Annotated in this window: 16 protein-coding genes and 1 pseudogene; 11 read left to right on the top strand and 6 right to left on the bottom strand. The window is 67.4% G+C overall.

From position 1 onward, the window contains the following. Nucleotides 1-179: 179 nt before the first annotated feature. The 3 genes from ACFLIM_RS39540 to ACFLIM_RS39530 are packed head-to-tail and all read right to left on the bottom strand — an operon-like array spanning nucleotide 180 to nucleotide 2,685. Nucleotides 180-563, bottom strand: a complete 384-nt coding sequence (locus ACFLIM_RS39540; protein WP_393173947.1) for a multicopper oxidase domain-containing protein — start codon at nucleotides 561-563, stop codon at nucleotides 180-182. Nucleotides 564-573: 10 nt separating this feature from the next. After that, nucleotides 574-1,779, bottom strand: a complete 1,206-nt coding sequence (locus ACFLIM_RS39535) for an MFS transporter (protein ID WP_393173945.1) — start codon at nucleotides 1,777-1,779, stop codon at nucleotides 574-576. An 18-nt stretch (nucleotides 1,780-1,797) separates the two neighbouring features. Then, nucleotides 1,798-2,685, bottom strand: coding sequence for an MBL fold metallo-hydrolase (locus ACFLIM_RS39530; protein ID WP_393173943.1), 888 nt, complete (start codon nucleotides 2,683-2,685; stop codon nucleotides 1,798-1,800). Between the two features lie 157 nt (nucleotides 2,686-2,842). Between ACFLIM_RS39530 and ACFLIM_RS39525 the strand changes: the two genes are divergently transcribed. From ACFLIM_RS39525 to ACFLIM_RS39515, 3 genes and pseudogenes are all read left to right on the top strand, one after another. Then, nucleotides 2,843-3,271, top strand: a complete 429-nt coding sequence (locus tag ACFLIM_RS39525; protein WP_393173941.1) for a MarR family winged helix-turn-helix transcriptional regulator — start codon at nucleotides 2,843-2,845, stop codon at nucleotides 3,269-3,271. A 284-nt stretch (nucleotides 3,272-3,555) separates the two neighbouring features. Beyond that, nucleotides 3,556-4,251, top strand: a pseudogene (locus ACFLIM_RS39520) (transposase); the annotation flags it as partial. 208 nt (nucleotides 4,252-4,459) lie between these two features. Continuing rightward, nucleotides 4,460-5,101, top strand: coding sequence for a transposase (locus ACFLIM_RS39515; protein ID WP_393173939.1), 642 nt, complete (start codon nucleotides 4,460-4,462; stop codon nucleotides 5,099-5,101). Between the two features lie 62 nt (nucleotides 5,102-5,163). Here ACFLIM_RS39515 and ACFLIM_RS39510 read toward each other — a convergent pair whose 3' ends face one another. After that, complete coding sequence (locus tag ACFLIM_RS39510) at nucleotides 5,164-5,694, bottom strand: hypothetical protein (protein ID WP_393174108.1); 531 nt, start codon at nucleotides 5,692-5,694, stop codon at nucleotides 5,164-5,166. Between ACFLIM_RS39510 and ACFLIM_RS39505 the strand changes: the two genes are divergently transcribed. The 4 genes from ACFLIM_RS39505 to ACFLIM_RS39490 all read left to right on the top strand — a co-directional run bounded on the left by ACFLIM_RS39505 (nucleotide 5,627) and on the right by ACFLIM_RS39490 (nucleotide 8,592). Next, nucleotides 5,627-6,463 (top strand): IS5 family transposase, encoded by an 837-nt coding sequence (locus ACFLIM_RS39505; protein WP_393173937.1) that lies wholly within the window; start codon nucleotides 5,627-5,629, stop codon nucleotides 6,461-6,463. The genes ACFLIM_RS39510 and ACFLIM_RS39505 overlap by 68 nt on opposite strands. Next, nucleotides 6,460-6,759, top strand: a complete 300-nt coding sequence (locus ACFLIM_RS39500) for a hypothetical protein (protein ID WP_393173935.1) — start codon at nucleotides 6,460-6,462, stop codon at nucleotides 6,757-6,759. The genes ACFLIM_RS39505 and ACFLIM_RS39500 overlap by 4 nt, the downstream gene beginning before the upstream one ends. A 243-nt stretch (nucleotides 6,760-7,002) precedes the next feature. Beyond that, nucleotides 7,003-7,389: a hypothetical protein gene (locus ACFLIM_RS39495; RefSeq protein ID WP_393173933.1), complete on the top strand. Its 387-nt coding sequence runs from the start codon at nucleotides 7,003-7,005 to the stop codon at nucleotides 7,387-7,389. A gap of 636 nt (nucleotides 7,390-8,025) precedes the next feature. After that, nucleotides 8,026-8,592: a hypothetical protein gene (locus ACFLIM_RS39490; RefSeq protein WP_393173931.1), complete on the top strand. Its 567-nt coding sequence runs from the start codon at nucleotides 8,026-8,028 to the stop codon at nucleotides 8,590-8,592. A gap of 368 nt (nucleotides 8,593-8,960) precedes the next feature. Here the strand turns inward: ACFLIM_RS39490 and ACFLIM_RS39485 are convergent, their stop codons facing one another. Both ACFLIM_RS39485 and ACFLIM_RS39480 read right to left on the bottom strand, forming a co-directional pair. Next, the gene (locus tag ACFLIM_RS39485; RefSeq protein WP_393173929.1) at nucleotides 8,961-9,338 is read right to left on the bottom strand and encodes a hypothetical protein; all 378 of its coding nucleotides are present in this window, start codon (nucleotides 9,336-9,338) and stop codon (nucleotides 8,961-8,963) included. Beyond that, a complete protein-coding gene (locus ACFLIM_RS39480) occupies nucleotides 9,335-10,702 on the bottom strand; it encodes a serine/threonine-protein kinase (protein ID WP_393173927.1) in 1,368 nt (455 codons plus the stop codon). The genes ACFLIM_RS39485 and ACFLIM_RS39480 overlap by 4 nt, the downstream gene beginning before the upstream one ends. A gap of 293 nt (nucleotides 10,703-10,995) precedes the next feature. Between ACFLIM_RS39480 and ACFLIM_RS39475 the strand changes: the two genes are divergently transcribed. The 4 genes from ACFLIM_RS39475 to ACFLIM_RS39460 all read left to right on the top strand — a co-directional run bounded on the left by ACFLIM_RS39475 (nucleotide 10,996) and on the right by ACFLIM_RS39460 (nucleotide 14,856). Next, complete coding sequence (locus ACFLIM_RS39475; protein ID WP_393173925.1) at nucleotides 10,996-11,853, top strand: DNA methyltransferase; 858 nt, start codon at nucleotides 10,996-10,998, stop codon at nucleotides 11,851-11,853. Between the two features lie 9 nt (nucleotides 11,854-11,862). Then, nucleotides 11,863-12,720, top strand: a complete 858-nt coding sequence (locus tag ACFLIM_RS39470) for a TRM11 family SAM-dependent methyltransferase (RefSeq protein WP_393173923.1) — start codon at nucleotides 11,863-11,865, stop codon at nucleotides 12,718-12,720. Nucleotides 12,721-12,961: 241 nt separating this feature from the next. After that, nucleotides 12,962-13,111, top strand: coding sequence for a hypothetical protein (locus tag ACFLIM_RS39465; protein ID WP_393173921.1), 150 nt, complete (start codon nucleotides 12,962-12,964; stop codon nucleotides 13,109-13,111). Beyond that, entirely contained in the window at nucleotides 13,108-14,856 is a 1,749-nt protein-coding gene (locus ACFLIM_RS39460) for a recombinase family protein (protein WP_393173919.1), read from the top strand. The genes ACFLIM_RS39465 and ACFLIM_RS39460 overlap by 4 nt, the downstream gene beginning before the upstream one ends. Nucleotides 14,857-14,945 lie beyond the last annotated feature (89 nt).

Here is a 14,945-nt window from a genome sequence, read left to right as displayed (position 1 = left end):
TGTGGGACGTCAGCGGTGTGCCCCAGAGCCGTGCTCAGTCGCTTCCCCCGATGGGCCTTTGGATCAGGATGTCGGTGGGGAACCCTTCGGCGACCTGTCTCGTCCGGACGACGCGCCCGGACGAGACTAGGACGGTCGTGTCGCCGAACGGGTACCGCACCCAGATTTGGAACGGAATCCTAGACGCCGAGCATGATCACATCCTTAACCAGGCCGTGGACGGGTGGGCCGGCGATATGGGTGACGTCGAAGGTGTGACGGTGCAGGTGGAGGGGGTGGATGTCGTCGGTGGCGTTGCAGAAGCGCATCCGGTAGCGCTTGCCGCGCTCGATCGGCAAGATCGGCTCATTGGTGTGCATGTTGAACGCCTCGCTGTTCAACGTCCAGATGTTGAACCCGTTGTCGGCGGTGTTGCGCTTGTTTATCAGCAGGTCCATGACATGGTCGGGCCGCATAGTCGCAGGGCCGGGCTGGGCGAAGCTCCGGTAGTCCCAGGTGGACGAGGCGGGCGTGCTCCATTGCGGGGAACCGCTGTGGCCGGCGTACTGCACCACCGTGCCCATCCCCGCGCGGTCATCCCGCTCGCCGCAGCAGCAGCGCCCCGGCGGTCATCGCCGCCCCCGCGGCGACGGCGGCCACGGCGGCGACGAGGGCGGTAACCGGGAACCCGAAGGTGCTGGAGAGGGCCCCGAAGGCGAACGGTGCGATAGCGGCGCCCGCGTAGAGGCCGATCTGCACGGTGTGCCCGGCGTCCTCGGTCCGGCCGGGTACCAGGCGCAGCGTGGTGGCGAGCAGGAGCCCGGTCCAGCCCCAGCCCGCGGAGAAGGCCAGGATCGCACCGAGAACGAACGTCGTTGACGTCCCGATCGCGATCAGTGCCAGCCCGAGCCCGCCGGTGAGCATCATCGTGACGATCACCGCCGAATTGCGGCGCGGAGCCCGGTCGGTGAGCGCCCCGGCGGTGATCCGTACGGCGATGGCGAACAGGGCGCTGAGCGACAGCAGGTTACCCGTGAGGGTGGTGCCTAGCCCGGAGTGGGTGCCCAGTTCGACGAAGTACGTGGCCACCGCGTTGTTGCCGGTCGCGGAGAGCGCCGCGGCCAGCGCCCATAGCCCCAGTACCCGCCCGACCGTCCGTTGCTTGTCGCCGGCCTCGCCGACCTCCTTCGGCCTCACAGGCGGCGGGCCGCCGGGTGCCCGGGCCAGCGAGACGAGCGCGGCCGGAACAAGCGCGGCGATACCCGCGACAAGCAGGGCGGTCCGCCAGCCGTAAGCCGGAAGGACCAGGGCGACGAGCAGGCCGGGGACGAGGGTGCCCGCCCCCAGCGCCGCGCCGATCATGCCCGCGGCCAGCGAACGCCGGTGTTCCGGGACGCGCGCCGCGATCAGCCGGCCCGCCACCGGCTGGACGAGCGCGTTGCTCAACCCGCCCACCAGCAGTATCGCCGTCAGCATCCCCGGCCCGGTCACCCGCGACGCCACCAGCATGACCGCCGACGCGACCAGCGCCGCGACGGCGAGAACCGTGGGGACCGGCAACCGCGCCGCCACCCGTTTGGCGACGGGCGAGCCGAAGGCGGTGGCGGCGTAGAAGAGGCTCATCGCCAGCCCGACGGCGCTGCGGGAGGTGTGCAGGTCTGCTTCGATCGTCGGGGCCAGCGCCCCGACGGTGAAACCGGGCATCCCCGCCACGGTCGCGGTCAGCGCGGTCGCGATGATTCCCGGCCAGTGCCGTGCGGGCGAGCGGGTGGGCAGGCCGTGGGTGATTGTCGTGGTCATGGTCGATCCCGGGGCGGGTCAGACGTCCAGGGGGCGCCAGGCGGAGCCGGCGCCGTTCCGGCGGACCTGCCCGAAGACCGCATCGGCGAAGTGGATGCCAAAGCCGATCGTGTCAGGCTCTTCCAACTCGGCAACGAGATGATGACGATGCTCGGCGGACTGGGCACGGTCATGGTCGTAGAGGCAGGACCATTTGGGGTGGTCCACCTGGATCGGTGAATGCAGGGCATCGCCGAAGGCGATCAGCCGGGTTCCGCCCCCGGTGATGACGTACTGCGTGTGCCCGGCCGTGTGACCACCGGTGATCTGGACCCGCACGCCAGGGAAGATCTCCTGCCCGTCCGTCACCGTACGCACGCGCGGTGTCAGCGCGGTGGCCTCCTCCTCGGTGATGCCCTGCGCAAACAGGTCGCGTTGGGCCCATTCCGGTTCGGCCACCAAATACTCGGCCTGGGTGAACACGGGCTGGTCACCGCCCGGGGCCGCGTGCCAGGCCCAGCCGAGGTGATCGATGTGCAGGTGGGTGAAGGCCACCGCCTCGATCTCTTCCGGCCTGCGGCCGAGCTCGGCCAGACTGTCCAGCAGCGCGCCACCGTGAACGGCGCCGTTCGGATTTCCCGGCTCGGCCGGCAGCGACACCGGCCCCCATCCCGCATCGATCAACAGTGCGCGGTCGCCGTTCTCCACCAGGAGACCACCGATACTCGCCACAAGATGGCCGGAGGCATCCAGGTATTGCGGGTGGGCGGCCCAGATCTCATCGGTGGTGTCCGGCAGCCAGCTGCGCGGCCTCCCCTGTATGGCCCCGTCCGGCACGAAGGACACCCTCGTGTCACCCAGCCATACCGAGCGGATTCCCGCTGGCCGCCGCAGCCGCTCGTCCTGGTCAACCGCGGAGTTCGCCATGGTCGCGTTCCCTTCTTCGGGGTCAGGTCATCGCCGGGTCGTCGGCGATCAGGCCACCATAAGCATCAAGCTTGAAACGGTCAAGCTTTAAATGTGCTGGCTTGAAACAGTCAAGCTTTAAATGTGCTGGCTTGATGGACTTGCTAGGATGGGACGCATGACGACATCCCCAGAACCGCAGGCCATCGCCGAGCGGGAGCTGTGCGGTCTGGTGAACGGACTGGCCCAGCAGATCGCCGATCACGTACGCCAACGCGCGGTCACCTTGGGCCTCACCTCGGCCCAGGCGACCGCGCTGCGGGAGATGACCGGCCCAATGACCATGCGAGAGCTCGCCGAACGCATGAGCTGCGAGCCCTCCAACGCCACCTTCATTGTCGACAAGCTCGAAAAACAGGACCTGATCGAGCGCCGCGCGCACCCCACCGACCGCCGCGCCAAGCAACTCGTCCTCACCCCGGAGGGCAGCGCCCTCCGTGAACGGCTCCTCGAACTCCTCGTCCAGGACTCACCGCTGGCCGGCCTCACCACGCAGCAGCAGCGCGCCCTTCAGGGCCTGCTCGAACAAGCCATCACCCGTCCATGAGTTGACGCCGACACCCTGTCGGTGGCCATAGTGGTTCGACGTTTGTTGATGCCACGGGTCTTGAGCAGCAAACGATCGGTCAGTGGCGGTGGCGAGCCGCTCGCTACCGTGCGCTGCGCCGACCTTGCAACGCAAGCCTTTTCGCCCCTCGGCCAGGGCCCCATGGATATGACCTTCCACGAGGACGGGGGAGCTTGTCACCTGAAGGGCTCTGCCAAGATTCCCGTGGTAACGGATTGCGCTGTTTCACCTACCTAGTGTTGCTCTGGATGAGACCGTGAGCGGTGTGCAACCGTGACGTGGTGGACGTGCTCTTCCCGCATTTGGCGGCGGTGGAGATCGAACGGGTGGACCGTCAGGACGGCCGGATCCGGGTGGTGGCCCGTACGCGGGGTGATCCGGTGTCCTGTCCGTCGCGCGGGGTGGCCACGGGCAAGGTACACGGCTATCACCGGCGGCGCCTGGCCGATCGCCCGGTGGACGGGGCGCCCGTGGTGATCGAGCTGAGGTTACGACGCTTGGTCTGTAGCAACCTGGACTGCGCGCGGCAGACCTTTCACGAGCAGGTGCCTGGTCTGGCCGGCCGCTATGGGCGTCGCACGCCGGGTGCGACGGCGCTGGTGGCAGCGTGCGCGCTGGCGCTGGCTGGGCGAGGCGGAGCCGCCCTACTGGCCACGATCGGGTTCCTGCTCAGCCGCACCAGCGTGCTGAGCACCCTGATGGCACTGCCTGAACCGCCGCCGGCCGTCCCGGCGGCGATCGGCGTCGACGACTTCGCGATCAAACGGGGTCAGCGGTATGCCACCATCATCATCGACGCCCTCACGCATCGATGCCTGGACGTGCTGCCCGATCGGCTCGGCGTCACCTTCGCCCACTGGCTGCAACAGCATCCCGGCGTCCAGCTCATCTGCCGGGACCGCTCCACCGCGTACGCGGCCGGCGCCCGCGATGGCGCGCCGCAGGCGGTTCAGTGCGCTGATCGCTGGCACCTGCTCAAGAACCTCAGCGAGGCCGTCGAGAAACTCGCTCTGGCACACCGTGGCTGCTTCCGCGACATCGCCACAGGCCAGGGCCGCGACGAAGGTCCCACCGTACAGCGCACCCGCAGCCGGCATGCGACCATCCACGCCCCTGCTGGGCCAGGGCCTGCCGAACAACGAGATCGCCCGCCGCCTCAACCTCGCCTTGAACACCGTCAAGAAGTATGCCCGCGCCCAACGGGTCGAGCAGCTGATCGGCGGCTCGAAACGGGGTGCCACATTGGTCGACCCGTTCCGCGACTACCTGCGCAGCCGCCGAGCCGCCGAACCCGGCGTGACCGTGTGGGCCCTGCTGCGAGAGATCAAGTCGATGGGGTATCAGGGCGGCTCCACCCTGCTGTACCGCTACCTGGGCCAAGGACGCGCCGAAGATGCCCAGGCGCCGCCCTCACCCCGCCGCGTCGCCATCTGGATCATGACCGACCCGGCCCACCTCAGCGCCAGCCGCACGGCCCGACTGCAGGAAGTGCTGGACTGCTGCCTGGAGTTGAAGCAGGCCACCGAGCACGTACGCACCTTCACCGACCTGCTCACCCAGCGCCAGGGACACCGGCTGGATAACTGGATCGCCGAAGTCCGTGCCAGCGATCTGCAACCCTTGCGCTCCTTCGCCGAAGGGCTGCTCATCGACCACGACGCCGTCGTCGCCGGGCTCACCCTGCCCTATAGCAACGGCCCCACCGAGGGCGTGATCAACAAGATCAAACTGCTGAAACGGCAGATGTACGGGCGAGCCGGTCTCGCCCTGCTCCGAAAACGGATACTTCTCACCATCGCTGCGAACTGAGCGTTACCACGAAAATCTTGGCAGAGCCCTTAGAGTGATACCCCCGGACGGGGAAACGGTGCTCATCGCAAACTACGACGGCGGTGATCGTGAGGGCCCTCATGGTTCTCCTGGTCTGGTGCGGAGGTCGGCGGCATGATTTTGCTGCGGTTTTGGCCGAGGTTCAGGTGTTCGGCGAGTTCGGCTTCGAGACGGGCGATACGGGTGTCGAGAAAGCGGTTGTTCTCGCGGGCAGCCTTCAGCCGGTCGGTGAGCCGCTGGTTATCTGTGGTGAGCTTCCGGTTGTCCTGACGGAGGGTCCGGTTCTCAGTGGTGATGCGTTCGATGGCGTCGGCGGGCAGGTCGATTTCCAGGTCGCGGATCTGGCCCAGCAGCCGGCTGATTTGGTCGCGCTGGTTGACGATCTCGGCGTAGGCGGCTCTGAGAGGGCGGTTCGCGAGTTGATGTCCGCCATGTCGCAGTGTGATCGGATGAATCTGTAGCGTTATGCCCGGCTGGTGAACCTGCATGTGCTGGGATAGCGGCGTGAGCGAGCGCAAGCCGTACCCGAGCGACTTATCCGACGAGCGCTGGGCCTTGATCGAGCCAGTCATCACGGCGTGGAAGGCCGCGCACCCCTCGGTCAGCGGCCACCAGGGCAGCTACGAGATGCGGGAGATCATCAACGCGATCCTCTACCAGGGCCGGACCGGCTGCCAGTGGGACTTCCTGCCGCACGACCTGCCACCCCGCAGCGCGGTGTACTACTACTTCGCCGCATGGCGTAAGGACGGCACCGACAAGACCATCCACGACCTGCTGCGCTGGCAGACACGGGAGAAACACCGACGATTAGCCGACCCGAGCCTGGTGGTGCTCGACACCCAAAGCATCCACGCAGCGGCCGGAGTGCCCTCGGACACAACCGGCGGGGACGCGGCCAAGAAGGTGCCCGGCCGCAAGCGCGGCCTGGCCGTGGACGTGCTGGGCCTGGTCATCGCGGTGGTGGTGCTGGCCGCCTCGGCACACGACAACACCGCCGGAATCGCCCTGCTGGACCGGGTCGCCGCCGCCACACCGCCCGGCAGCGTTCGTACGGCCCTGGTCGACCAGGGATTCAAGAACGCGGTCGTCACCCACGGCGCCACCCACGGCATCGACGTGAAGGTCGTCGAGCGCAACCCGGCTGACAGGGGGTTCGTCCCCCAGCCCAAGCGGTGGGTGGTGGAGCAGACCTACGGCACGCTGGCCTTGCACCGCCGCCTTGTACGTGACTACGAACACCACCCCTCCAGTTCCGAATCGCGCGTGTACTGGGCGATGACCGATGTGATGGCCCGCCGCTTGACCGGCACCTCCCACCCGCCCTGGCGCCCCACATGACCGGCCAGGACCCCGGCAGGCACCTGCTGGACCGGATCGACGCGCGCGAGACGGCTCTGACCTGCGAGATCGAACAGACACGAGCCCAGATCGACGACCTGACCGCCAAGCTACGCGAACTCGACGAGGCCATCGATCACCTGCGGATCACCCGCAAAACCCTGCTCCAGCTCGCCGACGAACCCGACCCGGCACTCGAAGGGCCGGCACCAGCTCCCATGATCCCCGGCCACCCCGCCTACCAGCCAGATTCTCACCGTATTCGCCGACACCGGCCGACCCCTGCGGGCACGTGACCTCTGCCTGGCCCTGGACTTGCCCATCGTGCCGAAGAACACCGAGAACATCCGCTCCAAGCTCAAACGCCTGGTCAGCCGCGGCATCCTCGTCGAGACCGAGCCAGGACTGTTCGCCCAGCCGCGCCCGTAGACCGGCAACGAGCCTCCGACCAGCCCGCCTCACCCAATCCAAGCGACGAAAGGGACATCAACTCACGAACCGCCCTCTCAGCGCTGGCTCTTGAGCATGTTGTTTCGGGCATGAGTGTCGCCACCGGGCTGCACGCCGTGTTCGACGGGGGAGCGACCTTCCTCGCTACCGGTTGCAACACTCCGGACCCCGCTGGCGTCTCCAAGCCCCTGAAGCTGATGAAGGGCGTCAGCCGCGATGTCGTGGTTCACCGACTGCGTGCCGCCGCCGACGCGATGGCCGACGCCTTGGCGCATGATGACGATGAGGCCGCTGTACAGTCCGCTCTGCACAAGGTCTTCCGGAACTATGTCGAGGCGCCGGCGAGCGACCAACTCGCGGCGGTCATCGCGGCGCTGCGGCCCCGGACGCCGATCAGTACGGTTTCGCTAGGGCTCTCCGCTCCGGCGGTTGCCATTCCACCCACCCGGGCATACGGCGGGCGCCGGGCGTCGTGAGACGAGTTCCCTCCTACCGGCACCCCGCCTGGTTCGAGCGTCCGGTGAACCGCCTACGGCTCATCGCCGACCTGCATGTTGCGGGGGGCGATGTCGCAGTGGTTAGGACCGCGGGGGCAGGACCGGTGGCCGGGCGGCGAAGGGGATTCGCCGTCCGGGTCACCCTCGCGCCCACCGGCCTCGATTCACGACAGGTGACCATCGCGTTCGCCGTCAACCGCCCAGACACACCACACATCTATGTGCCTGGCCCCGGCTCACCCCACCGCTACGATGACGGCAGCCTCTGCATCTGGTATCCAGACGATCCGCCGTCCCAACGCTGGCGCTGGTATGACGGTGGTGTTGCCCTCGCCGGGCACATCTGCGCGCACTTGATCCGTGAGGCCTGGTGGCACCAGACCGGGGAGTGGGTCGGAGAGGAGGTGCCGCACAGCCCACAGTTGCCCCTCGCATGGCACGCAGTCTGAACCAAGACTGAAAGTATGGCCAGCCCCACCCCCGAGCCCCCCAACACCGCCGCACCGGCGGTGTCCACCACGGGGATGTCGACCGTTCAGCCGTCAACAGCGACGACCGTAACCAGTTCCACATCGCCGCCAACCGTCAACACCGTAGTGGCCTGCGCCTCGGGTGATGGCCTCCTCCGCAGTACTCTCCGGTGCGGTTGTCGCCGCCGCGGTAACCGCCGTCATCAATTCAGTCCTCGCTCGTCGCAGCACCCGCATCGAGGAGCGGTCACGGGTCCGCAATACTCTGGCGGAGGCATACCAGGCCTACGCCGACTACAGGGAGTTCCCCTACGCCATCCGCCGGCGCCGGACAGACCAGAAGGAAGCAGAGCGCATCAGGCTGTCAGAAGAACTCCGCAAGGTGCAGTCCCGGATCTCCTACTACCAGGCATGGACCCAAGCCGAGTCACCAGAGACCGGCGCCGCCTACAGCGAGCTGATAACTGCGGTGCGCAGGATCGCCGGCGGCGCGATGCACGAGGCATGGAAGGCCCCCGGGCTCGAGAACGACGAAGGCATGAACATCGGCCCCGATCGCGTTAACCTCACGGACCTCAGGCCAGCGGAGGAGAAGTTCATCGCCGCTGTAGAGAAGCACGTCGTAGCGATCACGTCACCCTGGTGGAAACGCACCATCACCTTGATCCAGTCATCGGCGTTAGCCCTCAGAAAACGCGGGACCAAGGTGTAAGGATCAGGTGCCGGGCAGAGTCACCGCCGATCGCGGTGGCGTCTCCTGGCCCATGGCGACGAGGTGGGTGGGTGACGCGCCATCACGGCGCGCCAGAAGGTCTGGACGAGAGCAGTTCCGATCAGCGCCGATCGACTGGTGGTTTAGTACATGGGAGAGGGTGGCCGTCACGGGGCACCGTAGATGAGCAAGAACCACCAAGCGGCCGCGTTCCTGGTGAGCCGGGCGAACGCGTCCTATATGGCCCCGCACGCCACGCTTGGACCGCCCTGGACGAGGAACCATCGCATGGCGCTCACGGCAAGAATTGCGGCCGTCGAGATCCGCGTTCCCCGCCGGTTGCTCAGGAGTCTCGAGCCGGCGCGGTTTCACTGCTCTTTGCGTCCCCGTACGTGCTGGGTGACGAACGCGGTCAGCATCGAGGCTGCCCCAACCCCGAACAGCGCCGCCGCCTGGGTGGGCGCCCCCTTGTCGACGAAGTACTTGGCGAGCAGGCACAGCAGCGTGACGAACACGAGCCCACACACGATACCCGCGACACGGAGCCAGAACTCCGCCCAGTACTGGCGGTTGTCACGCTGCTCCGCCTCCACGATGAGCGTGATCACCCGGTCCAGCGTCCCCGGCTTGATCTTCTCCCAGGCCTCGGCCTTGGAGATGATCGCGTTCAGGACGGCTGGTGCGCCACCGGCCCCGTTCTCTGTCACCGCCGTCGCGACGGCGGTCTCCGGGTCGCTAGCGGTCATGGGCGATCCTTGTCTGGTTCGGTACGAGGGGACGGAGGCGGGTCGCCCAGCGCGGTGTAGGCCGCGGCCATCCGGGCGACGATGCGTTCGGGCGCGGGCCTCCCGTGCGGGGCGCGGCGCGGCGGCGGGTACAGCATGATCACCCGCGAGAGCCCGTCCGCGAACGCTCGCCACCATCTGGACCTCCGAGTGGGCGCCGGAGCGGACCCTGCACCGGATGAGAAGGCGGCCGCGAGCCGTGGCGGTGGCGACTCCGAGGCCAGCTGCGGGTTCTGACCGATCTTGAGATATGCGGCCTGGTCAGGACGCACCCGCAACGTGGGATTGTCGCCCTCACCGCGCAGCGGCATCGCGTGGCCACCCTCAGGCAAATCCAGGCCGAGTTCACGCTGCAACTGCCGCAGCTCCTCCGCTGACACCCTGGAGGTCGGCCACGGGTCGGACGGGCCGCGCAGCAGCGCGACGTGCAGCTGCTCCTGCGGCGGCCCATCAGGCGGCTCATGCGGCGACACGCTCGGCTGGGCCTGCGGCGGCGCGGCGGACTGGCTCTCTTCGAGCGGACTCGCCAGCATCCTGAAGGTCTGCTCGGCAAGCTCGGTCGCCATGGGCCGCATGGCCGGGTTGCGCTGGAAGGCCGCCTTCAACAGCGGCCGCAGCTCCGCTGGCGCAGTACCGATGTCGGCCTTGCCTGTGATGATCTTGTTCAAGACCATGGCCAGTGTGCCCTTGCCAAAGGGCGGTTGGCCAGTTGCGGCGAACAGCAGCGTGCCCGCCCACGCGTGAATGTCCGCCTCGGGTCCGGCCTCCTGGCCCTCGATGATTTCGGGCGCGAGGTAGCCGGGCGTGCCGATGAACATGCCAGTGTGCGTCAGCCGCGTCGCGTCCACGGCCTGCGCGATGCCGAAGTCGATCAGGACGGGCTCGCCGTCGAGGATCAGGACATTGCCCGGCTTGAGGTCGCGGTGGATGACACCCACCGCATGCACGCTCGCCAGTGCGGAGGCCACCCCGTGGGCGACCCTGATCAGCGCGGGCAGGTCGAGCGGCCCCTCCTCCTTGACGACCTCGTCGAGCGTACGGCCCGGCACGTATCGCGTGACGACGTACGGACGAGGACCGGTCACATCGGCGTCCAGCACTTCGGCGAGGTATTTGCTGCGCGCCCGGCGCAGTGTCTCGATCTCGCGCGAAAGCCGCCGCCTGACGACCCCGTCACCGACGACCTCTCCGCGCAGGACCTTGACCGCCACCTCCCGCCCCTGAGGGTCGACAGCCAGGTGGACAACGCCCATCCCGCCTTCACCGAGCCGCCTGAGCAGCCGGTAAGGGCCGAGCCGATCGTACTCGCTCGCGCGTTGAGTCATGCGCTTCCTGATGGTGTGGGGCCCGTCGCCTCCCTCGATGCTGACCCGCACCGCGAGAATCCGCAACTCCAAGGAAAGAGCCGTCCAGGAGCGGAATGTCCGAGGACGTCAGGGACAGCAGATGAGCGCTCTGTGATCTAGTCGAGTCACCAGTCGAGTGCAGGATCTCTTTCGCCTCCGTACATCCCGAGCGCATGCCTCCCGGCACCAAGGTGCAACGAGCGGTTCCAATCAGCGCTGATCAGCTGGTGTTTCAATGCATGAGAACGGGTGACCGTCATGGGTCACCTTGAATGAGTAAAAACGAAGGATCGCGGTCGAAGGGTTCGCGGGCTGCTGAGAGGCGGTTGGTGCCGCTCTCGGTGTGGCTGTGTTCCGACAGCACATCTGGAAGGTCCAACACAAAAGACAGTCCACGGGACGCCGAGACCGTGTGCGGTCGGCATCGCCGGGCCGTTGGGCGGGAGTTGGCTCGGCATCTGATCGATGCCTGTACGTGTCCGGGTGGGGTCGTCGCGGACGTCTTTACGACGAGTGAGACGGTGCTCGTGGCGGCGGCGGAGATGGGCCGGCTCGGGGTTGGGTGTGTTCCGCGTCTCCCAGTCGCGCAGCACCTTGCTGACCGTCTGCGGCAGGAGCTTTCGGCGGATCAGCGGACGGCGGTGAGGCTGCGCCCGTATGGGCCGCACGAACTCCGGGAAGCGCTGCTCGGTCTCGCGGGCCGGGTTGAGTTGCTGATCGCGGCGCTTCCGCCGTATCCGGAATCCGGGCGGCCGGTCGATTCGGCGGTGGTCTCGTGTCCGTTGTGCTGGTCGGAGCGGCCGACGCTCAGCGCGCCGCAACTGGGCCGGTTCCTGGAGGACACGTGGCATGTGCTCGCGCCGGGTGGTCACTTGGCAGTGATCACGACGGCGCGGCATGAGCGGCGCCGATTGGTGGACCTCGCGCCGGGGATTATCCGGCGAGCAGATGCGGCCGGGCTGGCTTATATCCAGCACGTCATCGCGGTTCGCGTCCCGGTCGAGGGGGACGCGCTCGTCGTTCAGCCTGGTCCCGCCGAGCTGGCGCAGCTTCGCCATGCTCATTCTGCGGAGCTGCCGCCGGTCGCGTCGGTGCACGCGGACGTTCTCCTGTTCGCTCGCAAAGGCTGAGGTGGCCCGATGAACGAGAACAACGTTGTGCCGTCGGTGCTGGCCACGGGTCAGTTGCAGTCGCGGGTTCAGCGGCGCGGGCGATATGTCGCGGAGTCGATGAGGCATCCGGGCAAGATGCTGCCGTCGATCGCCTCGCAGGTCATCTCCTCCTTCACCGAGCCGGGTGAGTTGGTGGTGGATCCGATGTGCGGGATCGGGACCACCTTGGTGGAGGCGACGCATCTGGGGCGGCACGCGGCGGGGATGGAGTACGAGGCGGACTTCGCCGGTCTCAGCCCTGCCAACGTCCAGCATGCCCGCTCTCAAGGAGCGACGGGGTATGCCCGGGTGGCGTGTGGGGACGCGAGGAACATCGCCACCGTGCTTGGGGACCTGCGGGGCATGGCCGCGCTGGTGCTGACCTCCCCGCCATACGGGGTACGGACGCACGGTCATGTCCGGTGCGGGAGCCGGGAGGGTGGCGGGCCGGTGGAGAAGTCGAACCACCGGTACTCCAGTGACAAGGGCAATTTGGCCCATCAGAGGCTGCCGCAGCTGATGGAGGGTTTCGGGCAGATCCTCGCCGGGTGCGGGGAACTTCTGCGGCCGCGCGGAGTTGTCGCGATTACGGTTCGGCCGATCCGGGTCGGTGGACGGCTCGTCGACCTTCCCGGCCAGGTCATCGAGACCGCAGAGGCGGCCGGCCTGGTTCTCACGCACCGCTTGGCGGCGTTGCTGTGCGGGCTGCGTGATGGCGGCCTGGTGAACCGGGCGTCGTTCTTCCAGATGCTGGAGACCTGGAAGAGCCAGGAGAAGGGGCTGGCGGTGTGTGCCGCAGCTCACGAAGACCTCCTAATTCTGCGGAAGCGGGGTGACGAGGGTTGAGGGGCGCGGTCCACGGCAGCACGACCACGGACGAGCAAGGTTTCTCTTTGTTGTCCACAGGCTGTGCGCAACGGTGTGTGGCTGGACGGGTCTCTGGATGGGCGGAAGGCCGTGTCCAGAGCGTGGTTGACATCGGTCGGCGAGGCGAGCGGTCATGTTGGACCGCCGGGGGTGGCCGGGCCCGTAGGGCCCGAACGGGTCGCCGGTGGGCGTGGGCACTCGTTCCGAGCTGGAGCGCCTCATGAGCGGGGCAAGTGGCGGACTGCGTGTGATCGTGCCGGGGGAGGAGCTCAGGCTCACCCCCGGCGCGGCCGCCGTGTTGCTGCGGATCCTGCTCAAGGCCGCCGCCCGCGTGAAGCATCCGCAGACCGTGAAGGAGCAGCAGAAATGACGATCAGGTTCGGCTTCTATGGCCGGGTGTCGACCGAGGACAACCAGGACCCGGAGGCGTCGCGGGCCTGGCAGTTGCACCGGGCGCGGGCGCTGATCGATTCGCGGGGCGGGGAGATCGTCGCGGAGTTCTTCGACGTCGACAAGTCCCGCTCAATCCCCTGGCAGCTCCGCCCGCACGCAGCAGCGCTGATCGAGGAGCTGAAGGACCCGCAGCGGGGCTTCGACGCGGTGGTGATAGGGGAGCCGCAACGAGCGTTCTACGGCAACCAGTACAGCCTCACCTTCCCCCTGTCCGAGCACTTCGGCGTCCCGCTGTGGGTGCCGGAGGTCGGTGGGCCGATCGATCCGGTGAACGAGGCCCACGACATGATCATGGGTGTGTTCGGTGGGTTGTCGAAGGGGGAGCGGAACCGCATCAAGATCCGGGTGCGGGCCGCGATGGCGGCGATCACGGCGACCGAGGGCAGGTTCCTGGGCGGGCGTCCGCCGTACGGGTACACACTCCAGGACGCCGGTCCGCACCCGAACCCCAGCAAGGCGGCCGATGGCCGGAGGTTGAGGCGGCTCGTGGCCGACCCGGTCACCTCGCGCGTGGTGCGATGGATCTACAGCGAGTTCCTCAAGGGGCGGGGTTATCTGGACATCGCGGAGGAGTTGACCCTGCAGGGGATCTTGTCGCCGTCGGCCAGCGACCCCGGGCGGAACAAGCACCGTGATCAGGCTGCGTGGTCGAAGTACGCCGTCCGGGTGATTCTCACTAACCCGCGCTACACGGGCCATCAGGTGTGGAACAGGCAGCGCAAGGACGAGGTCCTGCTGGACGTGGAGAACGTCGCGTTGGGGACGACGACCAAGCAGCGGTGGAACACCAAGGACCAGTGGATCTGGTCCGAGCACCCCGTGCATGACGCGATCGTGAGCGTCGAGGAGTACCAGCGCGTCCAAGAATTCCTCTCCAAGCGTGCCAACGGCCAGTTCAGTCACCGTCCGCACCCGACCAGGCGCCCGTACGCCTTCCGCGGGGTGCTGTTCTGCGGTTACTGCGAGCGCCGGATGCAGGGCAACTGGAATAACCGGCAGGCCTACTACCGGTGCCGTTTCCCCGCCCAGTACGCCATCACCAACGACCTCGACCATCCCAAGGTCGTCTACCTGCGGGAGGCGGAGATCCTCGATGAGGTCGATGGCTGGCTGGCGACCGCGTTCGGGCCGAACACGCTGGAACACACGATCGCGGCCATGGCCGAGCATGCGATTGACCCGAACGAGGCGGCCCTGATCGGCCTGCGGAAACGGCTGTCGAAGTGTGATCGCAAGCTTCTCCAGTACCGCTCCGCGCTCGATGCCGGAGGCGACCCGATCGAGATCTCCTCATGGATCAACGAAACGAAGAGCGAACGCGCCCGCCTGGAAGGAGAACTCAAGGCCGTCCCGACCGCGCAGCGCATCACCATCGTGGAGATCAGATCGATGATCGAAGAGGTCGGGGACCTGGTGCGGCTGGTCGCCGACGCGGACCCGGACGACAAGGCCGAGCTCTACACCCAGCTGGGATTGAAGCTCACGTACTACCCAGAAAAGCAATATGTGGAGGCCCGGGTTGAACCGGAACCCCCACATGTGCGTTCGGTGTGTGTCCGAGGGGGGACTCGAACCAATTGCACATGGCTTCACGCTGACCACGCGGTTCCTGCTGGGGCAGGGGTGGGGTGCCCCGATCTTTCCGGACACGGACCCAAGTAGGGTTTACGTGACACCCGGAAGGCAAGGTAGTGGCGAAGAGGCCGAGGCATTACTCTCCCGAATTGCGGGCCGAAGTCGTTAAGTACGTC

This window comes from Nonomuraea marmarensis, from assembly GCF_043197025.1.
GTDB lineage: Bacteria > Actinomycetota > Actinomycetes > Streptosporangiales > Streptosporangiaceae > Nonomuraea > Nonomuraea marmarensis.
The sequence above is the reverse complement of the archived record's forward strand: the minus strand, read 5'-3'. Positions and strand labels throughout refer to the sequence as shown.

What these genes read in the sequence shown, in the direction of transcription:
- ACFLIM_RS39540 (WP_393173947.1), bottom strand. Translation starts at nt 563, where the DNA reads ATGGGCACGGTGGTGCAGTACGCCGGCCACAGCGGTTCCCCGCAATGG.
- ACFLIM_RS39535 (WP_393173945.1), bottom strand. Translation starts at nt 1,779, where the DNA reads ATGACCACGACAATCACCCACGGCCTGCCCACCCGCTCGCCCGCACGG.
- ACFLIM_RS39530 (WP_393173943.1), bottom strand. Translation starts at nt 2,685, where the DNA reads ATGGCGAACTCCGCGGTTGACCAGGACGAGCGGCTGCGGCGGCCAGCG.
- ACFLIM_RS39525 (WP_393173941.1), top strand. Translation starts at nt 2,843, where the DNA reads ATGACGACATCCCCAGAACCGCAGGCCATCGCCGAGCGGGAGCTGTGC.
- ACFLIM_RS39510 (WP_393174108.1), bottom strand. Translation starts at nt 5,694, where the DNA reads ATGACTGGCTCGATCAAGGCCCAGCGCTCGTCGGATAAGTCGCTCGGG.
- ACFLIM_RS39500 (WP_393173935.1), top strand. Translation starts at nt 6,460, where the DNA reads ATGACCGGCCAGGACCCCGGCAGGCACCTGCTGGACCGGATCGACGCG.
- ACFLIM_RS39495 (WP_393173933.1), top strand. Translation starts at nt 7,003, where the DNA reads ATGAGTGTCGCCACCGGGCTGCACGCCGTGTTCGACGGGGGAGCGACC.
- ACFLIM_RS39490 (WP_393173931.1), top strand. Translation starts at nt 8,026, where the DNA reads ATGGCCTCCTCCGCAGTACTCTCCGGTGCGGTTGTCGCCGCCGCGGTA.
- ACFLIM_RS39485 (WP_393173929.1), bottom strand. Translation starts at nt 9,338, where the DNA reads ATGACCGCTAGCGACCCGGAGACCGCCGTCGCGACGGCGGTGACAGAG.
- ACFLIM_RS39480 (WP_393173927.1), bottom strand. Translation starts at nt 10,702, where the DNA reads ATGACTCAACGCGCGAGCGAGTACGATCGGCTCGGCCCTTACCGGCTG.
- ACFLIM_RS39475 (WP_393173925.1), top strand. Translation starts at nt 10,996, where the DNA reads ATGAGTAAAAACGAAGGATCGCGGTCGAAGGGTTCGCGGGCTGCTGAG.
- ACFLIM_RS39470 (WP_393173923.1), top strand. Translation starts at nt 11,863, where the DNA reads ATGAACGAGAACAACGTTGTGCCGTCGGTGCTGGCCACGGGTCAGTTG.
- ACFLIM_RS39465 (WP_393173921.1), top strand. Translation starts at nt 12,962, where the DNA reads ATGAGCGGGGCAAGTGGCGGACTGCGTGTGATCGTGCCGGGGGAGGAG.
- ACFLIM_RS39460 (WP_393173919.1), top strand. Translation starts at nt 13,108, where the DNA reads ATGACGATCAGGTTCGGCTTCTATGGCCGGGTGTCGACCGAGGACAAC.